This is a genomic window from Leeia aquatica (assembly GCF_012641365.1).
GTDB lineage: Bacteria > Pseudomonadota > Gammaproteobacteria > Burkholderiales > Leeiaceae > Leeia > Leeia aquatica.
Genome location: NZ_JABAIM010000001.1, coordinates 384,793 through 403,614, shown reverse-complemented (window position 1 = coordinate 403,614; position 18,822 = coordinate 384,793). Strand labels below are relative to the sequence as shown.

Annotated in this window: 23 protein-coding genes, 1 tRNA gene and 1 riboswitch; of the genes, 11 read left to right on the top strand and 13 right to left on the bottom strand. The window is 59.0% G+C overall.

The window, feature by feature from the left end; translation table 11 throughout:
• Position 1: 1 nt before the first annotated feature.
• Positions 2-460, bottom strand: a complete 459-nt coding sequence (locus HF682_RS01810; protein ID WP_168875545.1) for a hypothetical protein — start codon at positions 458-460, stop codon at positions 2-4.
• Between the two features lie 133 nt (positions 461-593).
• Between HF682_RS01810 and HF682_RS01805 the strand changes: the two genes are divergently transcribed.
• The 5 genes from HF682_RS01805 to HF682_RS01785 are packed head-to-tail and all read left to right on the top strand — an operon-like array spanning position 594 to position 3,819.
• Positions 594-905: an ArsR/SmtB family transcription factor gene (locus tag HF682_RS01805; RefSeq protein ID WP_168875544.1), complete on the top strand. Its 312-nt coding sequence runs from the start codon at positions 594-596 to the stop codon at positions 903-905.
• Positions 902-1,912, top strand: coding sequence for a cation diffusion facilitator family transporter (locus HF682_RS01800; protein ID WP_168875543.1), 1,011 nt, complete (start codon positions 902-904; stop codon positions 1,910-1,912). The genes HF682_RS01805 and HF682_RS01800 overlap by 4 nt, the downstream gene beginning before the upstream one ends.
• Positions 1,913-1,956: 44 nt before the next feature.
• Entirely contained in the window at positions 1,957-2,325 is a 369-nt protein-coding gene (locus HF682_RS01795; RefSeq protein ID WP_168875542.1) for a M15 family metallopeptidase domain-containing protein, read from the top strand.
• A gap of 59 nt (positions 2,326-2,384) precedes the next feature.
• A complete protein-coding gene (locus HF682_RS01790; protein WP_168875541.1) occupies positions 2,385-2,957 on the top strand; it encodes a TetR/AcrR family transcriptional regulator in 573 nt (190 codons plus the stop codon).
• A 34-nt stretch (positions 2,958-2,991) separates the two neighbouring features.
• Positions 2,992-3,819: an SDR family oxidoreductase gene (locus HF682_RS01785; RefSeq protein WP_168875540.1), complete on the top strand. Its 828-nt coding sequence runs from the start codon at positions 2,992-2,994 to the stop codon at positions 3,817-3,819.
• 31 nt (positions 3,820-3,850) lie between these two features.
• Here HF682_RS01785 and HF682_RS01780 read toward each other — a convergent pair whose 3' ends face one another.
• From HF682_RS01780 to HF682_RS01770, 3 genes are all read right to left on the bottom strand, one after another.
• A complete protein-coding gene (locus HF682_RS01780) occupies positions 3,851-4,393 on the bottom strand; it encodes an RNA polymerase sigma factor (protein WP_168875539.1) in 543 nt (180 codons plus the stop codon).
• A 3-nt stretch (positions 4,394-4,396) separates the two neighbouring features.
• Entirely contained in the window at positions 4,397-4,606 is a 210-nt protein-coding gene (locus HF682_RS01775) for a YgaP family membrane protein (protein ID WP_168875538.1), read from the bottom strand.
• Between the two features lie 146 nt (positions 4,607-4,752).
• Positions 4,753-5,844 (bottom strand): PLP-dependent cysteine synthase family protein, encoded by a 1,092-nt coding sequence (locus HF682_RS01770; RefSeq protein ID WP_168875537.1) that lies wholly within the window; start codon positions 5,842-5,844, stop codon positions 4,753-4,755.
• Positions 5,845-5,978: 134 nt separating this feature from the next.
• On the opposite strand from HF682_RS01770, the gene HF682_RS01765 reads away from it, so the two are divergent.
• The gene (locus tag HF682_RS01765) at positions 5,979-6,650 is read left to right on the top strand and encodes a putative metalloprotease CJM1_0395 family protein (RefSeq protein WP_168875536.1); all 672 of its coding nucleotides are present in this window, start codon (positions 5,979-5,981) and stop codon (positions 6,648-6,650) included.
• A gap of 168 nt (positions 6,651-6,818) precedes the next feature.
• Positions 6,819-7,481 (top strand): acyl-homoserine-lactone synthase, encoded by a 663-nt coding sequence (locus HF682_RS01760; protein ID WP_168875535.1) that lies wholly within the window; start codon positions 6,819-6,821, stop codon positions 7,479-7,481.
• On the opposite strand, the gene HF682_RS01755 is transcribed toward HF682_RS01760, so the two are convergent.
• The 3 genes from HF682_RS01755 to HF682_RS01745 form a co-directional block, all read right to left on the bottom strand.
• Entirely contained in the window at positions 7,393-8,142 is a 750-nt protein-coding gene (locus HF682_RS01755; RefSeq protein WP_168875534.1) for a helix-turn-helix transcriptional regulator, read from the bottom strand. The two genes, HF682_RS01760 and HF682_RS01755, sit on opposite strands and share 89 nt — an antisense overlap.
• Before the next feature lie 321 nt (positions 8,143-8,463).
• On the bottom strand, positions 8,464-9,492 hold the full coding sequence (gene tdh, locus HF682_RS01750) for an L-threonine 3-dehydrogenase (protein WP_168875533.1): 1,029 nt from the start codon (positions 9,490-9,492) through the stop codon (positions 8,464-8,466).
• A gap of 11 nt (positions 9,493-9,503) precedes the next feature.
• Entirely contained in the window at positions 9,504-10,703 is a 1,200-nt protein-coding gene (locus tag HF682_RS01745) for a glycine C-acetyltransferase (RefSeq protein WP_168875532.1), read from the bottom strand.
• Positions 10,704-10,870: 167 nt separating this feature from the next.
• On the opposite strand from HF682_RS01745, the gene HF682_RS01740 reads away from it, so the two are divergent.
• Entirely contained in the window at positions 10,871-11,449 is a 579-nt protein-coding gene (locus HF682_RS01740; protein WP_308418685.1) for a helix-turn-helix domain-containing protein, read from the top strand.
• A gap of 53 nt (positions 11,450-11,502) precedes the next feature.
• A complete protein-coding gene (gene mltB, locus HF682_RS01735; RefSeq protein ID WP_168875531.1) occupies positions 11,503-12,486 on the top strand; it encodes a lytic murein transglycosylase B in 984 nt (327 codons plus the stop codon).
• 31 nt (positions 12,487-12,517) lie between these two features.
• Here mltB and HF682_RS01730 read toward each other — a convergent pair whose 3' ends face one another.
• On the bottom strand, positions 12,518-13,042 hold the full coding sequence (locus tag HF682_RS01730) for a GNAT family N-acetyltransferase (RefSeq protein ID WP_205881864.1): 525 nt from the start codon (positions 13,040-13,042) through the stop codon (positions 12,518-12,520).
• A gap of 249 nt (positions 13,043-13,291) precedes the next feature.
• Between HF682_RS01730 and HF682_RS01725 the strand changes: the two genes are divergently transcribed.
• A tRNA-Glu gene (locus tag HF682_RS01725) sits at positions 13,292-13,367 on the top strand.
• 35 nt (positions 13,368-13,402) lie between these two features.
• Here the strand turns inward: HF682_RS01725 and HF682_RS01720 are convergent.
• The 4 genes from HF682_RS01720 to HF682_RS01705 all read right to left on the bottom strand — a co-directional run bounded on the left by HF682_RS01720 (position 13,403) and on the right by HF682_RS01705 (position 16,815).
• Entirely contained in the window at positions 13,403-14,158 is a 756-nt protein-coding gene (locus tag HF682_RS01720) for a substrate-binding periplasmic protein (protein ID WP_168875530.1), read from the bottom strand.
• A 207-nt stretch (positions 14,159-14,365) separates the two neighbouring features.
• Positions 14,366-15,421, bottom strand: coding sequence for a bifunctional nicotinamide-nucleotide adenylyltransferase/Nudix hydroxylase (locus tag HF682_RS01715; RefSeq protein WP_168875529.1), 1,056 nt, complete (start codon positions 15,419-15,421; stop codon positions 14,366-14,368).
• Between the two features lie 11 nt (positions 15,422-15,432).
• Positions 15,433-16,353 (bottom strand): quinolinate synthase NadA, encoded by a 921-nt coding sequence (gene nadA, locus HF682_RS01710; RefSeq protein WP_168875528.1) that lies wholly within the window; start codon positions 16,351-16,353, stop codon positions 15,433-15,435.
• A gap of 147 nt (positions 16,354-16,500) precedes the next feature.
• Positions 16,501-16,815 carry a hypothetical protein gene (locus tag HF682_RS01705; protein WP_168875527.1) on the bottom strand — a complete coding sequence of 105 codons (315 nt, stop codon included), beginning with the start codon at positions 16,813-16,815 and terminating at the stop codon, positions 16,501-16,503.
• Between HF682_RS01705 and HF682_RS01700 the strand changes: the two genes are divergently transcribed.
• A complete protein-coding gene (locus HF682_RS01700) occupies positions 16,814-18,022 on the top strand; it encodes an RtcB family protein (RefSeq protein WP_168875526.1) in 1,209 nt (402 codons plus the stop codon). The genes HF682_RS01705 and HF682_RS01700 overlap by 2 nt on opposite strands.
• A gap of 285 nt (positions 18,023-18,307) precedes the next feature.
• Here the strand turns inward: HF682_RS01700 and bufA2 are convergent, their stop codons facing one another.
• A complete protein-coding gene (gene bufA2, locus HF682_RS01695; RefSeq protein WP_168875525.1) occupies positions 18,308-18,568 on the bottom strand; it encodes a BufA2 family periplasmic bufferin-type metallophore in 261 nt (86 codons plus the stop codon).
• A 141-nt stretch (positions 18,569-18,709) separates the two neighbouring features.
• Positions 18,710-18,803, top strand: a riboswitch (TPP riboswitch).
• Positions 18,804-18,822: the final 19 nt, after the last annotated feature.

Here is an 18,822-nt window from a genome sequence, read left to right as displayed (position 1 = left end):
GCTACAGTCGATCCGCTTCCCATGTTCCGCATCCGTTCAGGCGCTCCAGGCTGCAGATACGCCAGACTTGACCTTGCTTTTTCAGGCTGAAGCGGAACGCCGGTGCATGCGGGGGACGGCGCAGGGTCTGGACTGTGGCGGAGCGCTTGTCCTGTTGCGTCAACTGTGCCCCATCCGGATTGGCATCTGCTGTTCCCCCATAGAAGTAATAGCCGCTGCTGTCCCGCTGGAAGGGGCGATGCTTTAGTGTGCAGTACACCTGCTGAATCTGGCGCAAAGCGTCACGGGCGGGGCCGCTTTGCAGCTCGGCAACCCGTTCTCGATGGTGGCGCGCCCAGTGATGACAGTCACGTGACCAGGCCTGGAATGCCGCAATATAGGCCAGCACCGTCTCCAGCGGGCCGCGCTGGGTGGCATCCGGCGACGCTTGCAGATAGCGTGACAGTTCAAAATCATCCATGCCCCGGAACGATAAAGGATGTTGGCCTGATCCACCAGTCGTGCCCTGTCCGGATGGCCATGCGGGCGGGCTTGATGGAGGGATGAATAACATGTAACATTTGAATATATGTTTAATTGTTTGCGGTGAGCGCATGCCAATCCATGATGTCGATGTAGCCGAACTGGCCGATCTGTTTCGCTTGCTGGGAGACCCCACCCGCTTGCGCGTGGTCATGAGCTGCCTGGAGGAGCCGGTGCCGGTGACGGCCATGGCCGAGCGCTTGGGCTTGAGCAGCTCGCTGGTGTCCCACCATTTGCGCTTGCTGAAGGCCGCGCGCATTGTGCGCGCTGAGCGGCAAGGCAAGCAGGTGTTTTACATGGCGGCTGACCAGCACATCAGCGGCATGATCAGCGATCTGCTGGAGCATCTGGCCGAGCCGGATGGGGAAGGGGAGTTGGCATGAGCTACCGTCGCCATGAAACCGCTTCCCACGCGGGCTGCCAGCATGGGCATGCTCATCCGCACGACCACGACCACGACCACGACCACGGGCATGGGCATGGGCACCATGGTCATCACCATGGTTTGCCACAGCCCGCAGAAGTGAACCGCCTGTTTGCACTGGCCGTGGGCCTGAATGCCGTGTTCGTGACCGTAGAGTTTGTCTATGGGGTGCTTGCCAATTCCACCGCCTTGCTGGCAGATGCCGGGCATAACCTGTCGGACGTGATGGGCTTGCTGCTGGCGTGGGCTGCCGCCTGGATGGGGCGGCGTACTCCGTCCAGCCGTTTCACCTATGGCTTACGTAGCAGTTCCATTCTGGCGGCGCTGGCCAATGCATTGATGCTGCTGCTGGCGTGTGGCGGGATTGCCTGGGAGGCCATGCGCCGCTTGGGTGAGCCACCGCAGGTCGCCGGCATGACCGTGACGGTGGTGGCCTTGATCGGTATCGTCATCAATGGCCTGTCGGCCATGCTGTTCATCAAGGGCAGCAAGGGTGACCTGAACCAGCGGGGCGCCTACCTGCATCTGACGGCCGATGCGGCGGTGTCGGCGGGTGTGGTGGTGGCCGGGGTGCTGATGTGGTGGACCGGCTGGTACTGGATCGATCCGGTGATCAGTCTCGTAATCATGGGGGTGATTGTGTGGGGTACCTGGGGATTGCTGCGGGATTCGGTGCGGCTGGCCCTTAATGCCGTGCCAGAGCACATCCAGCCGCAAGAGGTGATCGACACCCTGGGTGCGCTACCGGGGGTGACCGGGGTGCACGATGTGCATATCTGGGGGATGAGTACGTCGGAGACGGCGTTGACCGCGCACTTGGTCATGCCTCAGGGGGCCAGCGATGCCATGCTGGAGCAGATGGCCGAAATGTTGCGTAGCCGCTATCGCATCCAGCATTGCACCTTGCAGGTGGAGCAGGGGGCGGTGCAGCATCATTGCAGCCTGCATGAAGCCCAGGTGCGCTGAGCTTCAGGTATCATCGCGCCAGCAATCACTGAAAGACAGCAATCATGGCCATTTTCCGGCAAAAGAAAGTCAGCAAGAAGCAGCAGCCAGTCCTCTCCGTCAAGTCGGCGGTGGTGGGCGAGATCATTCGTACCGCCATGCTGCTGGACGCGCAGCTGTTGCCCCCGGCGTATCGCCTGGTTATCTTTGAGGCCATCCTCAAGCATTATCCAGAGCTGCCGCTGCGTGACATCAACCAGCTGGAGCAGCAAGCCGCAGCTGTGGGCGCGGTGAGCCCGGAGCATCCTGCGCAGCAGCGCATGGGCGAACTGCAGCAATGGATCAAGGATGATCCACAACGGATTTTCACGCTGTTGGTCGGTTTGGCGGCGAACCGGGGTGACGAGTACGCATGGTCCCTGCTGCAAGGCTAAGGCATGTAAAAGGATGAACGGTATTTAAAGCGAATTTAAATTCGGTTATAGTGCCGTTCATGCGACCCAAGGACGATCTCAAGCAAACCGCCATCGAACAGGCCACCTACCAGCTGGTACAGGAGCAGGGGCTGCTGCGGCTGAAAATGGCGGATATCGCCCGTGCCGCAGGCCTGGCTGCCAGCACCCTGTATGTGTATTACCCCTCCAAGCAAGACCTGCTGGACAGCCTCTACCAGCAGGCCAAAAGCCGCAGTTTTCAGCGCTTGATTGCACAGGATGACCCTGGCAAGCCGCTGAAAGCGCGCATCCGCACCATCTGGCACAATATGGTGGACAACCGCTTGCAGTACCCGCAGGAGCTGGTGTTCATGGAGCAGTACCACAGCTCGGCCTTCCTCAGTGCGAGCAGTCGTGAGCTAAGCAGCAATATGCAGCATTTCTTTGCCGAGCTGCTGCTGGCGGGTCAGCAAAGCGAACAACTGAAGCCACTGCCGCTGCCTTTGTTGATGGCGTCTGTGCAGTCTTCGGTACGCGACCTCAGCCGTTTGATTCAGGATGGTGTACTGTCAGATGGACCCGACCTCCGTCAGGCGGCGTTTTCCCTTTGCTGGGATGCACTCTGCGCCTGATTTTTTTGCCTTTTAAACGAATGGAAATTCGATAATGAAACCTGTGATTGTGATAACCGGTTGTTCCAGCGGGATTGGCCGGGCTGCAGCAGTATTGTTTGCCAGCAAAGGCTGGCAGGTGGTGGCGACCATGAGACAGCCAGAAGCGCATCCTCTGCCGGACACGATTGCCGTCATGGCAATGGATGTGACTCAGCCCACGCAGATTGCTGCTGTAATGGCGGAAACCCTGCAGCGCTTTGGTCGCATTGATGCGCTGGTCAACAATGCCGGATTTGGTGCATTCGGCCCCTTGGAAACCGCCAGTGAAACCTTGCTGGAAAGGCAGTGGCAAACCAACGTACAGGGTGTCATGGCGACCATCCGTGCCGTGTTGCCTGCCATGCGTGCCCAGCAACAAGGGGTGATCGTCAACATCGCCTCCATCGGCGGTTTGGTGACCATGCCGCTCAATGCCGTCTACCATGCTACCAAATATGCCGTGGTGGGCTTGAGTGAGGCCCTGCACTATGAGCTGGCGCCCTGGGGCATCCAGAGCAAATTCGTGGCGCCGGGCGGGGTGGCAACCGACTTTGCAGGTCGCTCGCTGAGTTTGACCTATCAGGGGGACGATCACCCCTATCATGAATATGTCACTCAGGTGCGGCAGGCATTTTCACAGCGGCAAGGGTACTATTCCACGCCAGAGGCGGTGGCGGATGTGATCTACACGGCGGTGACGGATGGTGAACGACAGCGGGTCCGCTATGTGGTGGGGGCAGATGCGCTAGCGCTGCTGGCTGCGCGCGAGCAACTTGGTGAAGCGGGTTACCTGCACATGATGCAACAGCGCTTTGCACCGCAGCCGGCCGAGCAAGCATAAGTGCACTTTGATACATGGCGCATGCGGATGGTCAGCCCGCGTGCGATGTGCTCTCGCTGAGCAGGTACTCGCGAATCAGTTCGCGGGCGCGGTGCAAGCGGCTTTTGATGGCGCCAGGCGATTCGCGCAGTTGCGCGGCCATTTCCGCAATGGTCAATGCTTCAAAGTCCCGCAGCAGGATGACTTCTCGATAATGCTCGGGCAGGGACTCCAGCGCGTGTGTCAGGTCGATGCGCAGTGAAATGTCCGTGCGGCTGGTCAGTTGTTGCGCTATGGCCTCTTCATCCAGCGGATCCAGCCGGAGCGTGATGCGCGCCAACTTCATGCAATGGCGCTTGATGATCGTAGACAGCCAGGCGGTGAAGGCAATCGCTGCCTTCAGCCCACCCAGCTTGCGGGACAGGGTCAGCAGTGATTCCTGTACCGCATCATCCACATCGCTGGCGTGACAATGGCGCCGGGCATAACGCCTCACATCGGGCTGGCATTGTGCCAGCAGCTGTGAAATCGCGGCCGGGTCACCCGTTTGTGCGGCCCGAACCAGCAGGTCACGCTCCATCACGCCTGTGATCATGGCTTATCCCTTGTGGACGGGTTTACGCCCGGCCACGGCACACATCGGGCAAAAGCCGACCAGTCCAGTCAAGGCCAGTGTGATGGCGCTCAAGCCTGCTGCAACCGCCCATACCGAGTGGCTCCAGTTCACAACGGTATAACCGGTGGCGGCGACCGCTACCAGCACGCGAAGTACGCGCTCCCAATGGGGTAAATTCTTTGCATAAAACATGGCAACCTCCTTGAACATGATGGGGAGAGGACATCCTCATCTGCAAAGAGGCTGCTTGATCGCAAAACGGTGCGCGCCGGATGACATTTTTTTCAGACTCGCCCGCCTCATGGCACGACCATCGGCGCGGGCGGATCAAACTCTGCTTACAAACCGCTGCTGCGGATGTCCCACGGCAGAGTGGTACCCTGTTCTGCACAGGCCTGGATGGTGGACTGCGCATCGCTGAGGTCCCAGCCGCGCTGCTGCAGCCATTCCGGATTGTAGTAGCTGCAGGAGTAACGCTCACCGCCATCACACAGAATGGTGGCGATCGAGCCGGTCTCACCTGCCTGGCGCATGGCCTGTGCAGCCAGCAGCACGCCGATGAAGTTGGTGCCAGTCGACCCGCCGACCCTGCGCCCCAGACGCTTGGCGAGGTAGTGCATCGCAGCCAGTGAGGCGGTATCGGGTACTTTCACCATGGCGTCGATCACGTCCGGAATGAATGAGGCTTCCACCCGTGGGCGGCCAATACCTTCAATGCGTGAGCCGCACTCCAGTTTCAGGTCCGGATCGCGACTGACATAGTGGTCAAAGAACACCGACTGCTCCGCATCGGCACACAGCACGCGGGTATTCAGCTGCTGATAGCGGACATAGCGCCCGACCGTCGCCGTGGTACCGCCAGTCCCCGGGCTGGTGACGATCCACTGCGGAACCGGATGTGGTTCCTTCTTCATCTGCTGGAACATGGACTCCGCAATATTGTTGTTGGCGCGCCAGTCCGTCGCGCGCTCGGCGTAGGTGAACTGGTCCATGAAGTGGCCATTGTTCTCGCGGGCCAAGCGCTCGGATTCACTGTAGATGGCGGTCGGGTCCTGCACCAGATGGCAACGGCCCCCCTGGAATTCGATGGCGGCAATCTTGTCGGGCGACGTGGTGGCCGGCATCACGGCAATGAATGGCAGGCCCAGCAAACGTGCAAAATAGGCTTCCGAAATGGCCGTCGAGCCACTGGAGGCTTCTACCACCGTACTACCGGCATGCAGCCAGCCATTACACAGCGAATACAGGAACAGTGAGCGGGCCAGACGGTGCTTCAGACTGCCGGTAGGATGGCTGGATTCGTCCTTCAGGTAGACATCAATGCCCGGAAAACCCGGCAGGGGCAGGGTGATCAGGTGGGTGTCGGCGGAGCGATTAAAGTCCGCTTCAATCTTGCGGATGGCATCCTGAACCCAACGGCGGTGACTCATGGCAACTCCGGAATAAGCTTATGCCACAAGTATGCCTGAAACGGCGCCGCAGGACGACCGTCTGGCCGCAAGACTTTGTTTCAGCATGTGAAAAGCGCATACTGTCATCATCATCCTGGCGAAGGTGATTGCCCATGGAACTGGGCTCCATTACCACTGCGCTTGCCTTGCAGGTGTCGACCCCAGCAAGGCAGATCGCAACTAACGGCACCACCGCGACGTGCTCATCAGGATGTGGCTGCGAAGGCTGCCTGGGCAGCAAGGTGACGCTGTCGTCGGAAGGCTTGGCCAGGTCAGCCACCTCCCCGGAAGAGGGGGCGCCAGCGGCCGAAGAGGCGAGTGGGCAAGCCACCGCACTCACGGAATCAGAACAGGCTGAGGTGGCAGACCTGAAGCAGCAGGATCAGGCGGTGCGCCGTCATGAGCAAGCCCATATTGCGGCCAGCGGCGGTCTGGCCATCGGTGGTGCCAGCTATGGCTTTACCCGTGGGCCAGATGGGCAGAGCTACGCCGTTAGCGGTGAAGTATCCATCCGCCTGAGTAAAGGGCGTTCACCGGAAGAAACCTTGTCGATTGCACGGGCCGCCCGTGCTGCCGCACTGGCGCCTGCCGATCCCTCACCGCAGGATCGTGCCGTCGCAGCCGCGGCGAGCCAGCTGGAGGCCGAGGCCCGGCGTGAGCAGTATCAGGCCGCCAGCTCACCCCCGGTATCCGGCAATGGCAGGGTACTGACCGCCGAAGAGATCAACCGCTTTTATCTGCCGGAGCCAAACCCGCGTGGAAACCGGGTGCAAGTACAGGCTTGATCCCGCTGATGGGTGAGTACTTGTTCATTTTTACTGAGCGTAATATTCAATCATAGCCACGATTCAACATTTCACAACTGCTACAAAGAGCAGCTCCGCCGTTTTCCGGTTCGCCTTACAGTGGCCCTGCGCATCCGTCCGGATCCGCACCACAACTGGAGAATGGCAATGTTTCAGGATTTCCCGCTGCAACTGGGTGAGTACCGGCTGATTCAGATCGACAATGCACGTGACTTGCGCACGCAGTATGAGTTGCGCCACCAGATTTTCCATGATGAGCTGGGCTGGCTGCCTGCTCGTGAGGATGGGCTGGATGATGACCGTTACGACCTGTGGTCAGATAATTTTCTGGTTCTGGATGGTGCGGAACGCCCAGTTGGGTGCATGCGGCTTACCCCTAGCGACGAGCCTTTCATGTTGGAGCATGAATTCCTGTGCCTGATGCCGAGCGCCCGCGATATAGAGAAAACAGCCCGGACTGCTGAAGTCACCCGCATGGGTGTAGTGCGCAATGCGCAAGGCAACCGCCTGCCGGAAGTCAGCAAGTTGCTGTATATCGGCATGTACTGCTGGGCCCGGCAACGCGGCGTAGAGCGAACCTACTTTGTGACGGAGTACAACTACTTTCTGCGGGCCTGCCAGGCGGGCTTGCCGGGTACGGCGGCAGGCGAGCCCCGAGTGATGGACGGCGGCGTGCTGTCCATCGCCGGGTTTCTGGATTGGCCCAATATGGGGGAGCGTTTCAGGCGCTGGCTACGCCATGCCCGGATCGCACCTGACGCATTGATAATGCAATCGCGTGAGCGCGATTGTTTGCCGACAGTTTCTTGATCACGTTGCTGACATGAAACTTCACGGTGCGCTCGGAAATGCCCAGGATCATGGCGATTTCCCAATTGGTTTTGCCGAACTTCATCCATTGCAGGATGTCGCTTTCCCGGCTGCTGAGCGCACCGGCCTGAACGGGGTCATTCGGTTCACGCGAGCGCAAGGCCGCCAGATTGAGGTGAGGGGCCAGGCTCATCAAGATTGCGGCAATGTCAGGCGTCAGTTTGGGGGTGGTGGCGATCGACAGAAAACTGGCTTGGCCTTCGCGCGGCGCAAAGTGGCCAAAACTCATGCCTTGTTCCAGTCCAAAATCACGCGCCGCGGTGACAAACGTCTTCTGCTCCGGCGTGCTGACCTGTGCATAAATGTCAGACCAGACCTTGGCTTGTGGCGACTTGGGCAAAGTGTTCAGCACGGGGTCGCTCTTGGCCAGGCCATTCTCCTGATAGCAGTTGAACCATTGTTGGGCGTAGCTGATATTGATCAGCTGATCAATCTCGCTGACTTCCTGCCGCTGGTTGATCTTGCCGAATGCGATGGCCATGCTGCGGATGGGCAAATCATCATGCAAATTCTGGCAGAAGCGGATCAAGTGGGCTTGATCCTGAATCTGGCTGATTTCCAGCAGCCAGGAGAGCACCTTTTGCATTTGTTGGGACGACATGCTGGACAGCATGGGTTGAATGGATTCCAGTCCAGAAGTGTTCATCATTTTCCCCGCTAGAAGTCTGACCCGACCATCCATTCATGAAGCATGGTGCAGTAGTGCGGATCGTAAATGCTTATCATGTACGCTGCATGACACGCATTCACCCCATCTTCTGAATGGTTCCAACTCCAGACGGGGTGTCGCTTGCCCATCTGTGCGCTGAGTCTGGCTTCACTTTACCCCATCTGTGGCATGCCGTGCGGATTGTGGCACTTGAGAGTGCTGCCAACCTGTCCTTTTGTACAGGTTGGCAATTCAGCCACAACTCAGTAGGGGCTAACGGGTCCAGTCGAGGATGACCTTGCCGCTCTGGCCGGAGAGCATGGCCTCAAAGCCAGCCTGGTAGTCATCCACCGTGTAGTGGTGGGTAATGATGGGGCTCAGGTCCAGGCCGCTTTGCAGCATGGAGACCATCTTGTACCAGGTCTCGAACATTTCCCGGCCATAAATCCCCTTGATCTCCAGCCCCTTGAAGATCACCTGATTCCAGTCAATGGCAGTATTGCTGGGCGGGATGCCGAGCAGGGCGATCTTGCCGCCGTGGTTCATGTGCGTGAGCATGCTGGAGAAGGCCGAAGGTACGCCGGACATTTCCAGACCAACGTCAAAGCCTTCCGTCATCCGCAGTTCGTCCATCACGTCCTGCAGGTTTTCCCGACTGACATTGACCGCGCGGGTCGCACCCATTTTGCGGGCGAGTTCCAGCCGGTAGTCATTCACATCGGTGATCACGATGTGGCGTGCGCCGACATGGCGTGCAATGGCGACGGCCATGATGCCAATCGGCCCGGCGCCGGTGATCAGTACATCCTCACCCACCAGATTGAAGCTCAGCGCGGTATGGGTGGCATTGCCAAAGGGGTCGAAGATGGCGGCCAGATCGTCGGAAATATCATCCGGAATCTTGAAGGCATTGAAGGCGGGAATCACCAGATACTCGGCAAACGCGCCTTCGCGATTCACCCCCACGCCGGTGGTATTGCGGCACAGGTGACGGCGACCGGCGCGACAGTTGCGGCAGAAGCCACAGGTGATGTGGCCCTCTCCCGAGACGCGATCCCCAATCTGGAAGCCGCGCACTTCCTGTCCCATCTCGACGATCTCCCCCACATACTCGTGGCCGACATGCATCGGTACCGGGATGGTCTTTTGCGCCCACTCGTCCCACTTCCAGATGTGAATGTCGGTGCCACAAATGGCGGTTTTGCGGATCTTGATCAGGACATCGTTATGCCCGACCTCGGGTTTTTTTACCCGGGTCAGCGTCAGGCCCGGTTCCGGGCTCAGTTTGGCCAGTGCTTTCATGGTCATGCTCCTCAGATGGCACCGACGGCTTTACCGGCCTTGGCAAAGGCGGCTACCGCTTGCTCAATCTGCGCTGTTGTGTGGGCCGCACTCATCTGGGTACGGATGCGTGCCTTGCCTTTCGGTACCACCGGGTAAGAGAAGCCGATCACATACACGCCTTCCTGCAGCAAGGCATCCGCCAACCGGCTGGCCAAGGCCGCATCGCCCAGCATCACCGGGATGATCGGATGTTGGCCGGGAACCAGATTGAAGCCCAGCGCACTCATTTCACGACGGAAGAGTTCGCCATTGGCACGTACCTGCCGGCGCAACTGCGCGCCTTCCTCACTTTGCAGCAATTCCAGTACTGTCAGCGAGGCGGCGGCGATGGTCGGGGCCAGGCTATTGGAGAACAGGTAGGGACGTGAGCGCTGGCGCAGCAGGTCAATGATGGCCTTGCGACCTGAGGTGTAGCCGCCGGATGCGCCACCTAGTGCCTTGCCCAGCGTGCCGGTATAAATGTCGATGCGGCTTTCCACCCCACACAGCTCCGGAGTGCCGCGACCGTGTTCACCAATGAAACCGACCGCGTGGGAATCATCCACCATCACCAGTGCACCATAACGGTCGGCCAGATCACACACCGACTTCAGATCAGCAATGATGCCATCCATCGAGAACACACCATCGGTGGCGATCAGCTTGAAGCGGGCCCCTGCGGCATCGGCGGCTTGTAACTGGGCTTCCAGATCAGCCATGTCGTTGTTTTTGTAGCGGAAGCGCTTGGCTTTGCACAGGCGCACACCATCAATGATGGATGCGTGGTTCAGCTCATCGCTGATGATGGCATCGTCCTCGGACAGCAGGGTTTCAAACAGGCCACCATTGGCATCAAAGCAGCTGCCGTACAGGATGGTGTCGTCGGTGCCCAGAAAGGCTGACAGCGCCGCTTCCAGCCGGGTGTGCAAGGTCTGCGTGCCACAGATAAAGCGAACCGAGGCCATGCCGAAGCCAAACTCGTCCAGACCTTGCTTGGCGGCTGCGATCAGGCGGGCATCGTCCGCCAGCCCCAGGTAATTGTTGGCGCAGAAATTCAGTACCTGCTGACCACCTTTTAGGGTAATGCCAGCATGTTGCGGGCTCTGGATCAGGCGTTCCTGTTTGTAGAAGCCATCATCACGAATCTGCTGCAGGGTAGTTTGCAGGTGCTGCAAGAAAGCGTCACGCATGGGTCCGTCCTTGGGGGAGGGTGGGGAAGGGCGATTGCTGCATTCAGTTTAGCAGCCCGTCGCCGGGTATTTTGTTAGTATGTCTTCAGTCTATCCTGAACATGATCGAAATAAAAGATTAAAGTTCGATATATCGAACTGTGTTTCGACCCCTGATTGGAAACCACGTGTCTGATGTCCCCAATATTCCCCAGTCCCCGCCACGCATCGGCAGCCTGATACAGGCATTGCGCGCTGAGCGTGGCATGACGCTGGACGACCTGTCCCGCATTGCCGGGGTGTCCAAGTCCATGCTGTCCGAGATTGAGCGGGACAAGGCCAACCCGACCATCGCCGTGACCTGGCGACTGGCCAATGCTTTCGGGCTGGAGCTGGCACAGCTTTTTACGACTGAGCGGGAACAACCCAATCATATTCATGTCGTACGTCGGCACGAGACACCGGCGTTGAGTGGCCCGGAACAACGCTATCAGCTTCGCATTCTGGGGCCGATGGAGCTGGCAGGGCGCTTTGAGTGGTATGAGCTGACACTGGCGCCGCATGGTGAGCTGGTGTCTGCCGGACATGACCCGGGCGCACGTGAACACCTGACGGTGCTCGAGGGAGAGCTGGAAGTGTGTGTGCAGGATGAGCGGCATGTCTTGCAATCCGGCGAAACCGCCCGCTATGGTGCGGATTGCGAGCACGCCATCCACAACCGCCATGCACTACCCGCACGAGCCGTGCTGGTAGTGATCCACCCCTGAGCGGCGTGCACATGAACGATACAACATCAACCTACACAGGGATTGTTTGACTCATGGCTGTTTTACGACAACTTGCCGTAGTGGCAAGCAGCATCATGCTGGGTATATCGGCACAGGCCTCGGATCTGGCTGCCAAGCCAGAGGTGGCCGCCTTCATCGACAAGATGGTGAAACAGCACCAGTTTGAGAAAGAATCGCTCTATCGTCTGTTTGACCAGGTGGTGGAAAAGCCCAGGGTGCTGGAGATTCTCGATCGCCCGGGTACGGCGCAACCCTGGTACAAGTACCAGCCCAACTTTGTCAACAGCACCCGCATTGCCCGGGGCGTGGCGTACTACAAGCAGAACCGGGCGACGCTGGAAGCCGCCAGCGCCAAATATGGCGTGCCGGCAGAGATCATCGTGGCCATCCTCGGCGTTGAAACCGATTACGGTCGTAATGCGGGCAGCTTCCGGCTGGTCGACGTGCTCAGCACCATCGGCTTTGATTATCCGCGTCGTGCCGAGTACTTCCAGGGAGAACTGGAAGCCTTCCTGCTCCTGGCGCGGGCAGAAGGGGGCGACCCGCTCACTTACAAGGGCTCCTACGCTGGTGCGATGGGCTTGCCACAATTCATGCCCTCTACCTTTAACAAGTATGCAGTGGATGGCGATGGTGATGGCCACAAGGACATCTGGAACAATCAGACCGATGCCATCTACAGCATTGCCAACTATTTGCAGTCCTATGGCTGGCAGAAAGGTGGCGACCTGACGGTACAGGCCATGGTCAGCGGTGAAAGCTACCCGACCCTGGTGGCCGAGCGTTTCAACCTGAACTGGACGGTGGCCGAGATGGCCAAGTTCGGCGTCAAGCCGATGGGCGAGGTCAACCTGCAGGATAAAGCCATTCTGTTCCCGCTGGAAACCTCGCCTGGTGTGGTAGAGCACTGGCTGGGTCTGCCCAATTTCTTTGTGATTACCCGCTATAACAAGAGCACGCTGTACGCCATGAGTGTGGTGCGCCTTGCCAATGCCATTGCGGCTGGCGCTGCGTGATTTACCCGCCCTGGGGCAGGGCGGGGTGGGCTCAGGCCAGTAACTTGTAGTAGTACTCGGTCGGGTGCAGCTCGCCATCCGGGCTATAGGCATAGTCCGGAATGCTGCCCCCGAACTGATAACCCAGACTACGATAGAGTTGTACAGCAGGTTTGCCCGATTCGGTATCCAGCACCAGCAGGTGGCGTCCATGCGCCTGTGCAGCTTCTTCTACCACTGCCATCAATTGCTGGGCGTAACCGCGGCGACGGCAGGCCTGCAGAACAAACAGCTTTTGTACCTCCGCACGGTGGCGGCCGTTGCTCTTGCCGCACAGGCTGAGCTGGACACTGCCCGCCAGCGTATCGTCTTCGTACAATACCCAGAGCAGCAAGCCATCATCCAGTTGCGATGCTACGGCGTGCCAGTAGGCTTGCAGCGCTTCTTCACTCAGGGGCAGGGTAAAACCCACTGAGGCACCGCCCTCTACTGCATCCCGCAGTAAATGACAGAGTTCGGGCAGACGGCTTTTAATGGCGTCCGGGGTCGTCAGTTGCATCATGCTATGGTCAGGCATGGTCTTTCCTTGTGAGGCAAATAATCAGAAGCCCCAGGGATCGCCCGGGGCATGACTTGATCAGCAAGGCTCATGCCATGTAAAAAATGCCAGCCTTTGCCATGTTTGGCGTGATGTATGCACTGCCAGAAGGCATGTGGCTGTATTGCTGCACAGAAAGTGTGCGGACTTGACAGGTGTGGCGGCTTTCTCTATAGTTCAGCCCTCGCAATGCCTCGCTGCTGGACAAGCTGCTCCAGTAGTCCCGATGTCCCCATCGTCTAGAGGCCTAGGACACCGCCCTTTCACGGCGATAACCGGGGTTCGAATCCCCGTGGGGACGCCAGTATCATTCCTCCAGCTCTGCTTTTCCCGTCGCCGTCAGAATAAGGGTGCACGCGGTGTATTGATTGCTGGTGCGCCCCATGCCTGCTGATACTTTTCCAAAAGACCCGACATGACGCCCTGGCTGTTCAGCTTTTTCATCGCGGCTTCCAGCCGACTGACCAGCTCCGGACTATAGCAAGGTGATTTGAGCGACAGTGTCAGATACAGTGCTTCCTGGCTGATGGGCAGGGGCAGGATGCTGAGTCGCTTGAGTCCCAGCTTCTGGATGTAGGCCTGGGCAGGCTGATCTTCATAGACCAGATAGTCGGCACGGCCCGCTTGCAGCATGCGCAAGGCAACCTCAAGGCTGCCGACTTTCTGAATATGAAGCATGCGCTCGGCAAACATGTCGAAATTATTGCCAAAGCTGTTGTTGATGACCGTGATGCCTGAGAAATTCGCCAGTTCTTCCCAATTCTTCGGGGCAATGGGCTTGTCATCCCGGATCCAGATCACGCTGCGTGTCAGATAGATCGGCGTGCTGATGTAGCTCATGTAGCCGCGGCGTTCATGGGTATCAAATGCCCCCGCGATCATGTCAACCAGACCGGCTTTCGTCATGGCTTGAGTGCGCCCCCATGGGCCGCTATATACCATCTGTACCGGAATGCCGATTTCTTTGGACAGCATGGACATCAGCTCGGCATTGGCACCGACCAGCTGCTCGGCATGCACGGGATCTACCCACAGGAAAGGGGGGTACTCGGCATTGCCGGACACCCGAAGCCGGGTACAGTGATGGTCTGCCATGGCGCTTCCGGCAAGCAGGATGCTCAGGCTGCACATCACGGACCTGAGCTGCTGCTTGCAGCAGAGGCTTCGTAAGCGGAGGGTTTTCCTGGTCCCCATACGGACTCGCGCTATTCCAATCAAATGTGACATCCGGGTTTCAGTCTACACCAATCCGGCGTCCTCTCCATCAGGGTTAACCCGGAATGCGCACTGCAATGATACGGATCAAATCTGGCCGAGGAACCAGTTCACCATATAGAAGTGGTCCTCGAACAACTCGCTCTCCATGCGGGAAAACTGTGAGAGCGGTACCCAGCGTACCTTGTCGGCATCATCTGCGGCCTTCACCCGCGGCAAGCCTTCCTGGGTGGGGACCAGTTCGAACAGGAAGGCATGGCTGATGGTGCGGCCGCGCAGGCTGCGACCAGGATGGTCAAACACCTTGCTGCCCCGAATCGAGCCCGCCAGCACCGGCACCGGTACTTTCAGACGGGTTTCTTCACGCAGCTCGCGGATGGCGGCATCCTTCAGCCGCTCGTTCTGCTCCACAAACCCTCCCGGCAAAGCCCATTGTCCTTTGCCCGGTTGGGCGCGGCGGCGCACCAGCAGGATGTGGCCAGAGTGAATGACCACCGCGTCTACGGTCACAAAGGTGGGCGGGTAGGGGGCAGCGCGCCAGGCCGCCTTGTATTGCTGCACAAAGCGATATTCGGATGCCAGATTGGCGTACTCGCTGCTGCGGCGGAATTCCAGCAGACAGGTACGTACGGGTTCCGGCAGCAGGGCTTCAAACGGCTCAAATGCTTCCGGGCTCTCAAAGTAGGCGTGGCGGATGGCGCTGGCGTTAGGCCCCGGTACCTCTTCGACTTCGATACGCTGCCATTGTGGGAAAAAGTCCAGATAGTAGGTATCAAAGCCCAGCTTGGAGCCAATGGTGCCGATGCGATAGCTGGCCGGGCGGCTGGCCAGATTGACGGTATCCACCGCGATCACCTTGTCCACCGCATTCTGCACCTCGGTGACCCACTGCTGGTCGTTGTACATGCGATCAGATACCCCGACGCAGTACACCCGGTTTTGCTGCTCCGGACTCAGGCAGGCACGCAGCATCTGCTCACGCTCTTCGACCGACCAGGGCAACTCATAGCTCTTGGCACGGCGGGCGGAGCCGCAGATGATGATGACTTTTTCCGCCAGCTCCAGCGCCTTTTGTACCGTGGCCAGATGGCCATGGTGCAGCGGCTGGAAGCGGCCAATGTAGATCAGGTAGTCCAGTTTCACCGCGCCGCCCCTCAACGATAATACTGACTGGAAAATTCCAGCATGCGCTCAATCGGCAAACGGGCCGCATCCATATCGGCCTCACTCAGGTAATCAATCACGATACCTTCGCCTTGTTGCGCGCGTTTGACGGCCTCAATGGTATTCAGCTTCATGTATGGACACTGGTTGCACTGGCAACCGGCATAAATCGGCGCCTGGCGGATGTCCAGTTCCGGACGGGCCAGCTTCATGTTGTAGAGAATGCCATCCTCGGTTGCGACAAAGATCACGCCATTGGCCGCGCCCTGATACTGCTTGACCCAGTTCAGCATGCCGCTGGTCGATCCCACGTAATCGGCCTGCTGCAACACCGGCAACGGGCTCTCAGGGTGGGCGATCAGGGCATGCGGCAGTCCGCCAACACTGGCAAACGCTTCATCCAGGGCCGCCTGGTTGAATTTGTCATGCACTTCACAGACGGCGGACCACAAGGGCATGTCGTAGCCATACTGGAAATTCAGATAGGCACCCATATTGCGGTCGGGCGAGAAGATCACTTTCTTGCCCTCGGCATACAGGTGGGCAATGATGTCGTCCACATTGCGGCTGGTCACGATCCAGTCCGACAAGGCTTTGTGCTGGGCGGACGAATTGATGTAGGACACATGCACATGGTCCGGGTGGGCTTCGCGCCATGCTTTCAGCGCAGCCACATCGGTCTGTTCGACCAGCGAACAGGTCGACCCGCGATCCGGCAGGACGACCGTTGCGTTCGGATTCAGGATCTTGGCGGTTTCCGCCATGAAACGCACACCGGCAAACACGATGATGTCGGCCTGGGCGTCGCGCGCAAACAGCGAAAGCTCCAGGCTATCACCGACCTTGTCGGCCATCTGCTGGATTTCCGGGGTGGTGTAATAGTGGGCGAGGGTAACGACAGACTTGGCCATGGGAATTCCTCCAGCAGGCATGAGGGCGGTACGCAGCTCTGTGGCGTACGGCAAAAAACGGGTTGGCGTCATCGGCTTGCACCATGCTGTGGATTCCCCACATGCAAGCCGACTTGCAGCGCATTCTCCGCCTTTTTGACGAGGGTATCAAGCCGGGGTCAAGGAATGATTTGTTGCCATAAAGATACACTGTTGCGTAATGGTTGCACTTTGCTTAGCGCACACCATTGACGCTGCCCAGTCGACTGCGGCAGACTGCGCCGCATTGTTGGATGTGTAGTACGTCAACCCAGAAAGGAGAGTATCGATGACGACGCAGAAAGGCTTGACCCAGTAACCGATCTCCCAGTCTTCGCCCCGGGTTGGATCGGTTTGTTCATGATCCGCCGAGGCCAGGTAGACGACGCGCTTCCTTGCACGCCCCGGCTTACCCGGGGCGTTTTGCATTGGAAGATTCAACATGGGCATTTTGCTTACCCTCAATAAAGGCCGGGTTCCGGTCAAGATCTGGACGGACCAGATCGAGCCACAGGCCATGCAGCAGCTGGTCAATGTGGCACAACTCCCCATCGTACATGGCCATATCGCGGCCATGCCGGATGTCCATGCTGGTATCGGCGCCACCGTGGGCAGTGTGATTCCCACCAAGGGCGCCATCATTCCGGCGGCTGTCGGGGTGGATATCGGTTGCGGCATGAACGCCATTCGTACCACGCTGACGGCGTCAGACCTGCCTGACAATCTGCTCCGCTTGCGCAGCAGTATCGAAGCCAGTGTGCCGGTGGGGTTCAACCAGCACGAAGCCAGCAAAGTACGCGGCAGCGCGTTTGCCCGTATCAGCCGTCCGCTGGATGCGCGGCTGGATGTCATTGTCGGCAAGCATCCGGGGCTGATGAAGATGCAGCGCAAGTTTGCCCAGACCTGGCGTTGCCAGATGGGCACGCTGGGCGGTGGCAACCACTTCATCGAGCTGTGCCTGGACGAAGAACAACGGGTGTGGGTGATGCTGCACTCAGGCAGCCGGGGCATCGGTAATGTCATGGGGCGCTATTTCATCGACGCGGCCCGCAAGGAAATGCGTCGCCATCAGATTCATCTGCCAGACATCGACCTCGCCTATCTGCAAGAAGGCAGTGAGTGGTTTGATGACTATGTGGAGGCGCTGAACTGGGCACAGGATTACGCCTTGCTCAACCGGCGCACCATGATGGAGCTGGTGGTGTCCGCCATACGGCCCTTGCTGCCCGCCTTTGGGCTGGATGGCGAGGCCATCAACTGCCACCACAACTATGTGCAGGAAGAAACACACTTCGGGCAATCGCTGTACATCACCCGCAAAGGTGCTATTCGCGCCGGGCAGGGAGAGCTGGGCATTATCCCCGGCAGCATGGGGGCGCGCAGTTTCATCGTGCGTGGGCTGGGCAATGCGCAATCATTCTGCTCCTGCTCGCATGGCGCGGGCCGCGTGATGAGCCGGACGGACGCGCGGCGACGTTTTACCCGGCATGACCTGGAGCTGCAAACCGCCGGTGTGGAGTGCCGCAAGGACCGTGGCGTGCTGGACGAGATTCCCGGTGCGTACAAGGATATCGACCAGGTGATGTCACACCAGACCGATCTGGTGGAAGTGGTCCATACCCTGAAACAAGTGCTGTGCATCAAGGGCTGAACCGCCTGCGGGGGAGCGGAGGCTCCCCCCAATCTCAAATCAAGATTTGAATCAAGGAGCCGTCATCATGAAGCAAAGAGGAAAAACCCTGGTGCCACGCAATGCGCTGGCACTGGCAGCCCGGCAGCGTCATGCCGGGGCGCATGGCAACAGCGAGAAAGCCAAGCGGCAGCAAGCGCGGCAACAATTACAGCGTGAACTGCGTGAAGGGCCGAAAGGCCGGTGGGAGGATGAAGAGGACACAGGGCGGGATTTCCCGCCCTGTTGCTTTTGGCGCGGGCGGAATTACATCGCCTTGCCACCGGCCTTGCTGCATTCTGCGGCGCTCATTGACAGCCAGCCTTGCCCCTTGCAGCTGTTCTGACCCTTGCAGGCGCTGCTGGCGGTCTTGCATTCCGACGTACCCTTGCAGCTGTTGACGCCGCTGCACATCACCTTGTCGGCACTGCTCATCTTGTCTGCATTGCCCATGCTGCTGCAACCGGCCAGCAATGCGGCTGCCGCCAAAGCCAGTACGGCGCCCGAGTTACGAAGGGGTAGATTCATGTTGTGTCTCCTGAGTGTTGGGTGAGTTCACCAGAGCCAGCCGAATGGTGGCCGGTAATCTTCAGTCGGACAAAGGCTGCATTCATTACAGGGCGATGAACGTCACTGGGCGAGCCCGGGTGGGCTGTGTATAATCGCGGCCTTGCACACCAGGGGTGCCCGCGTGCCGGGCTGAGAGATACCCTAACACCTGATCTGGGTCATGCCAGCGGAGGGAGCGTGTTCTAGCGCTTTCTCCTTTTCGTCCGTAAAAG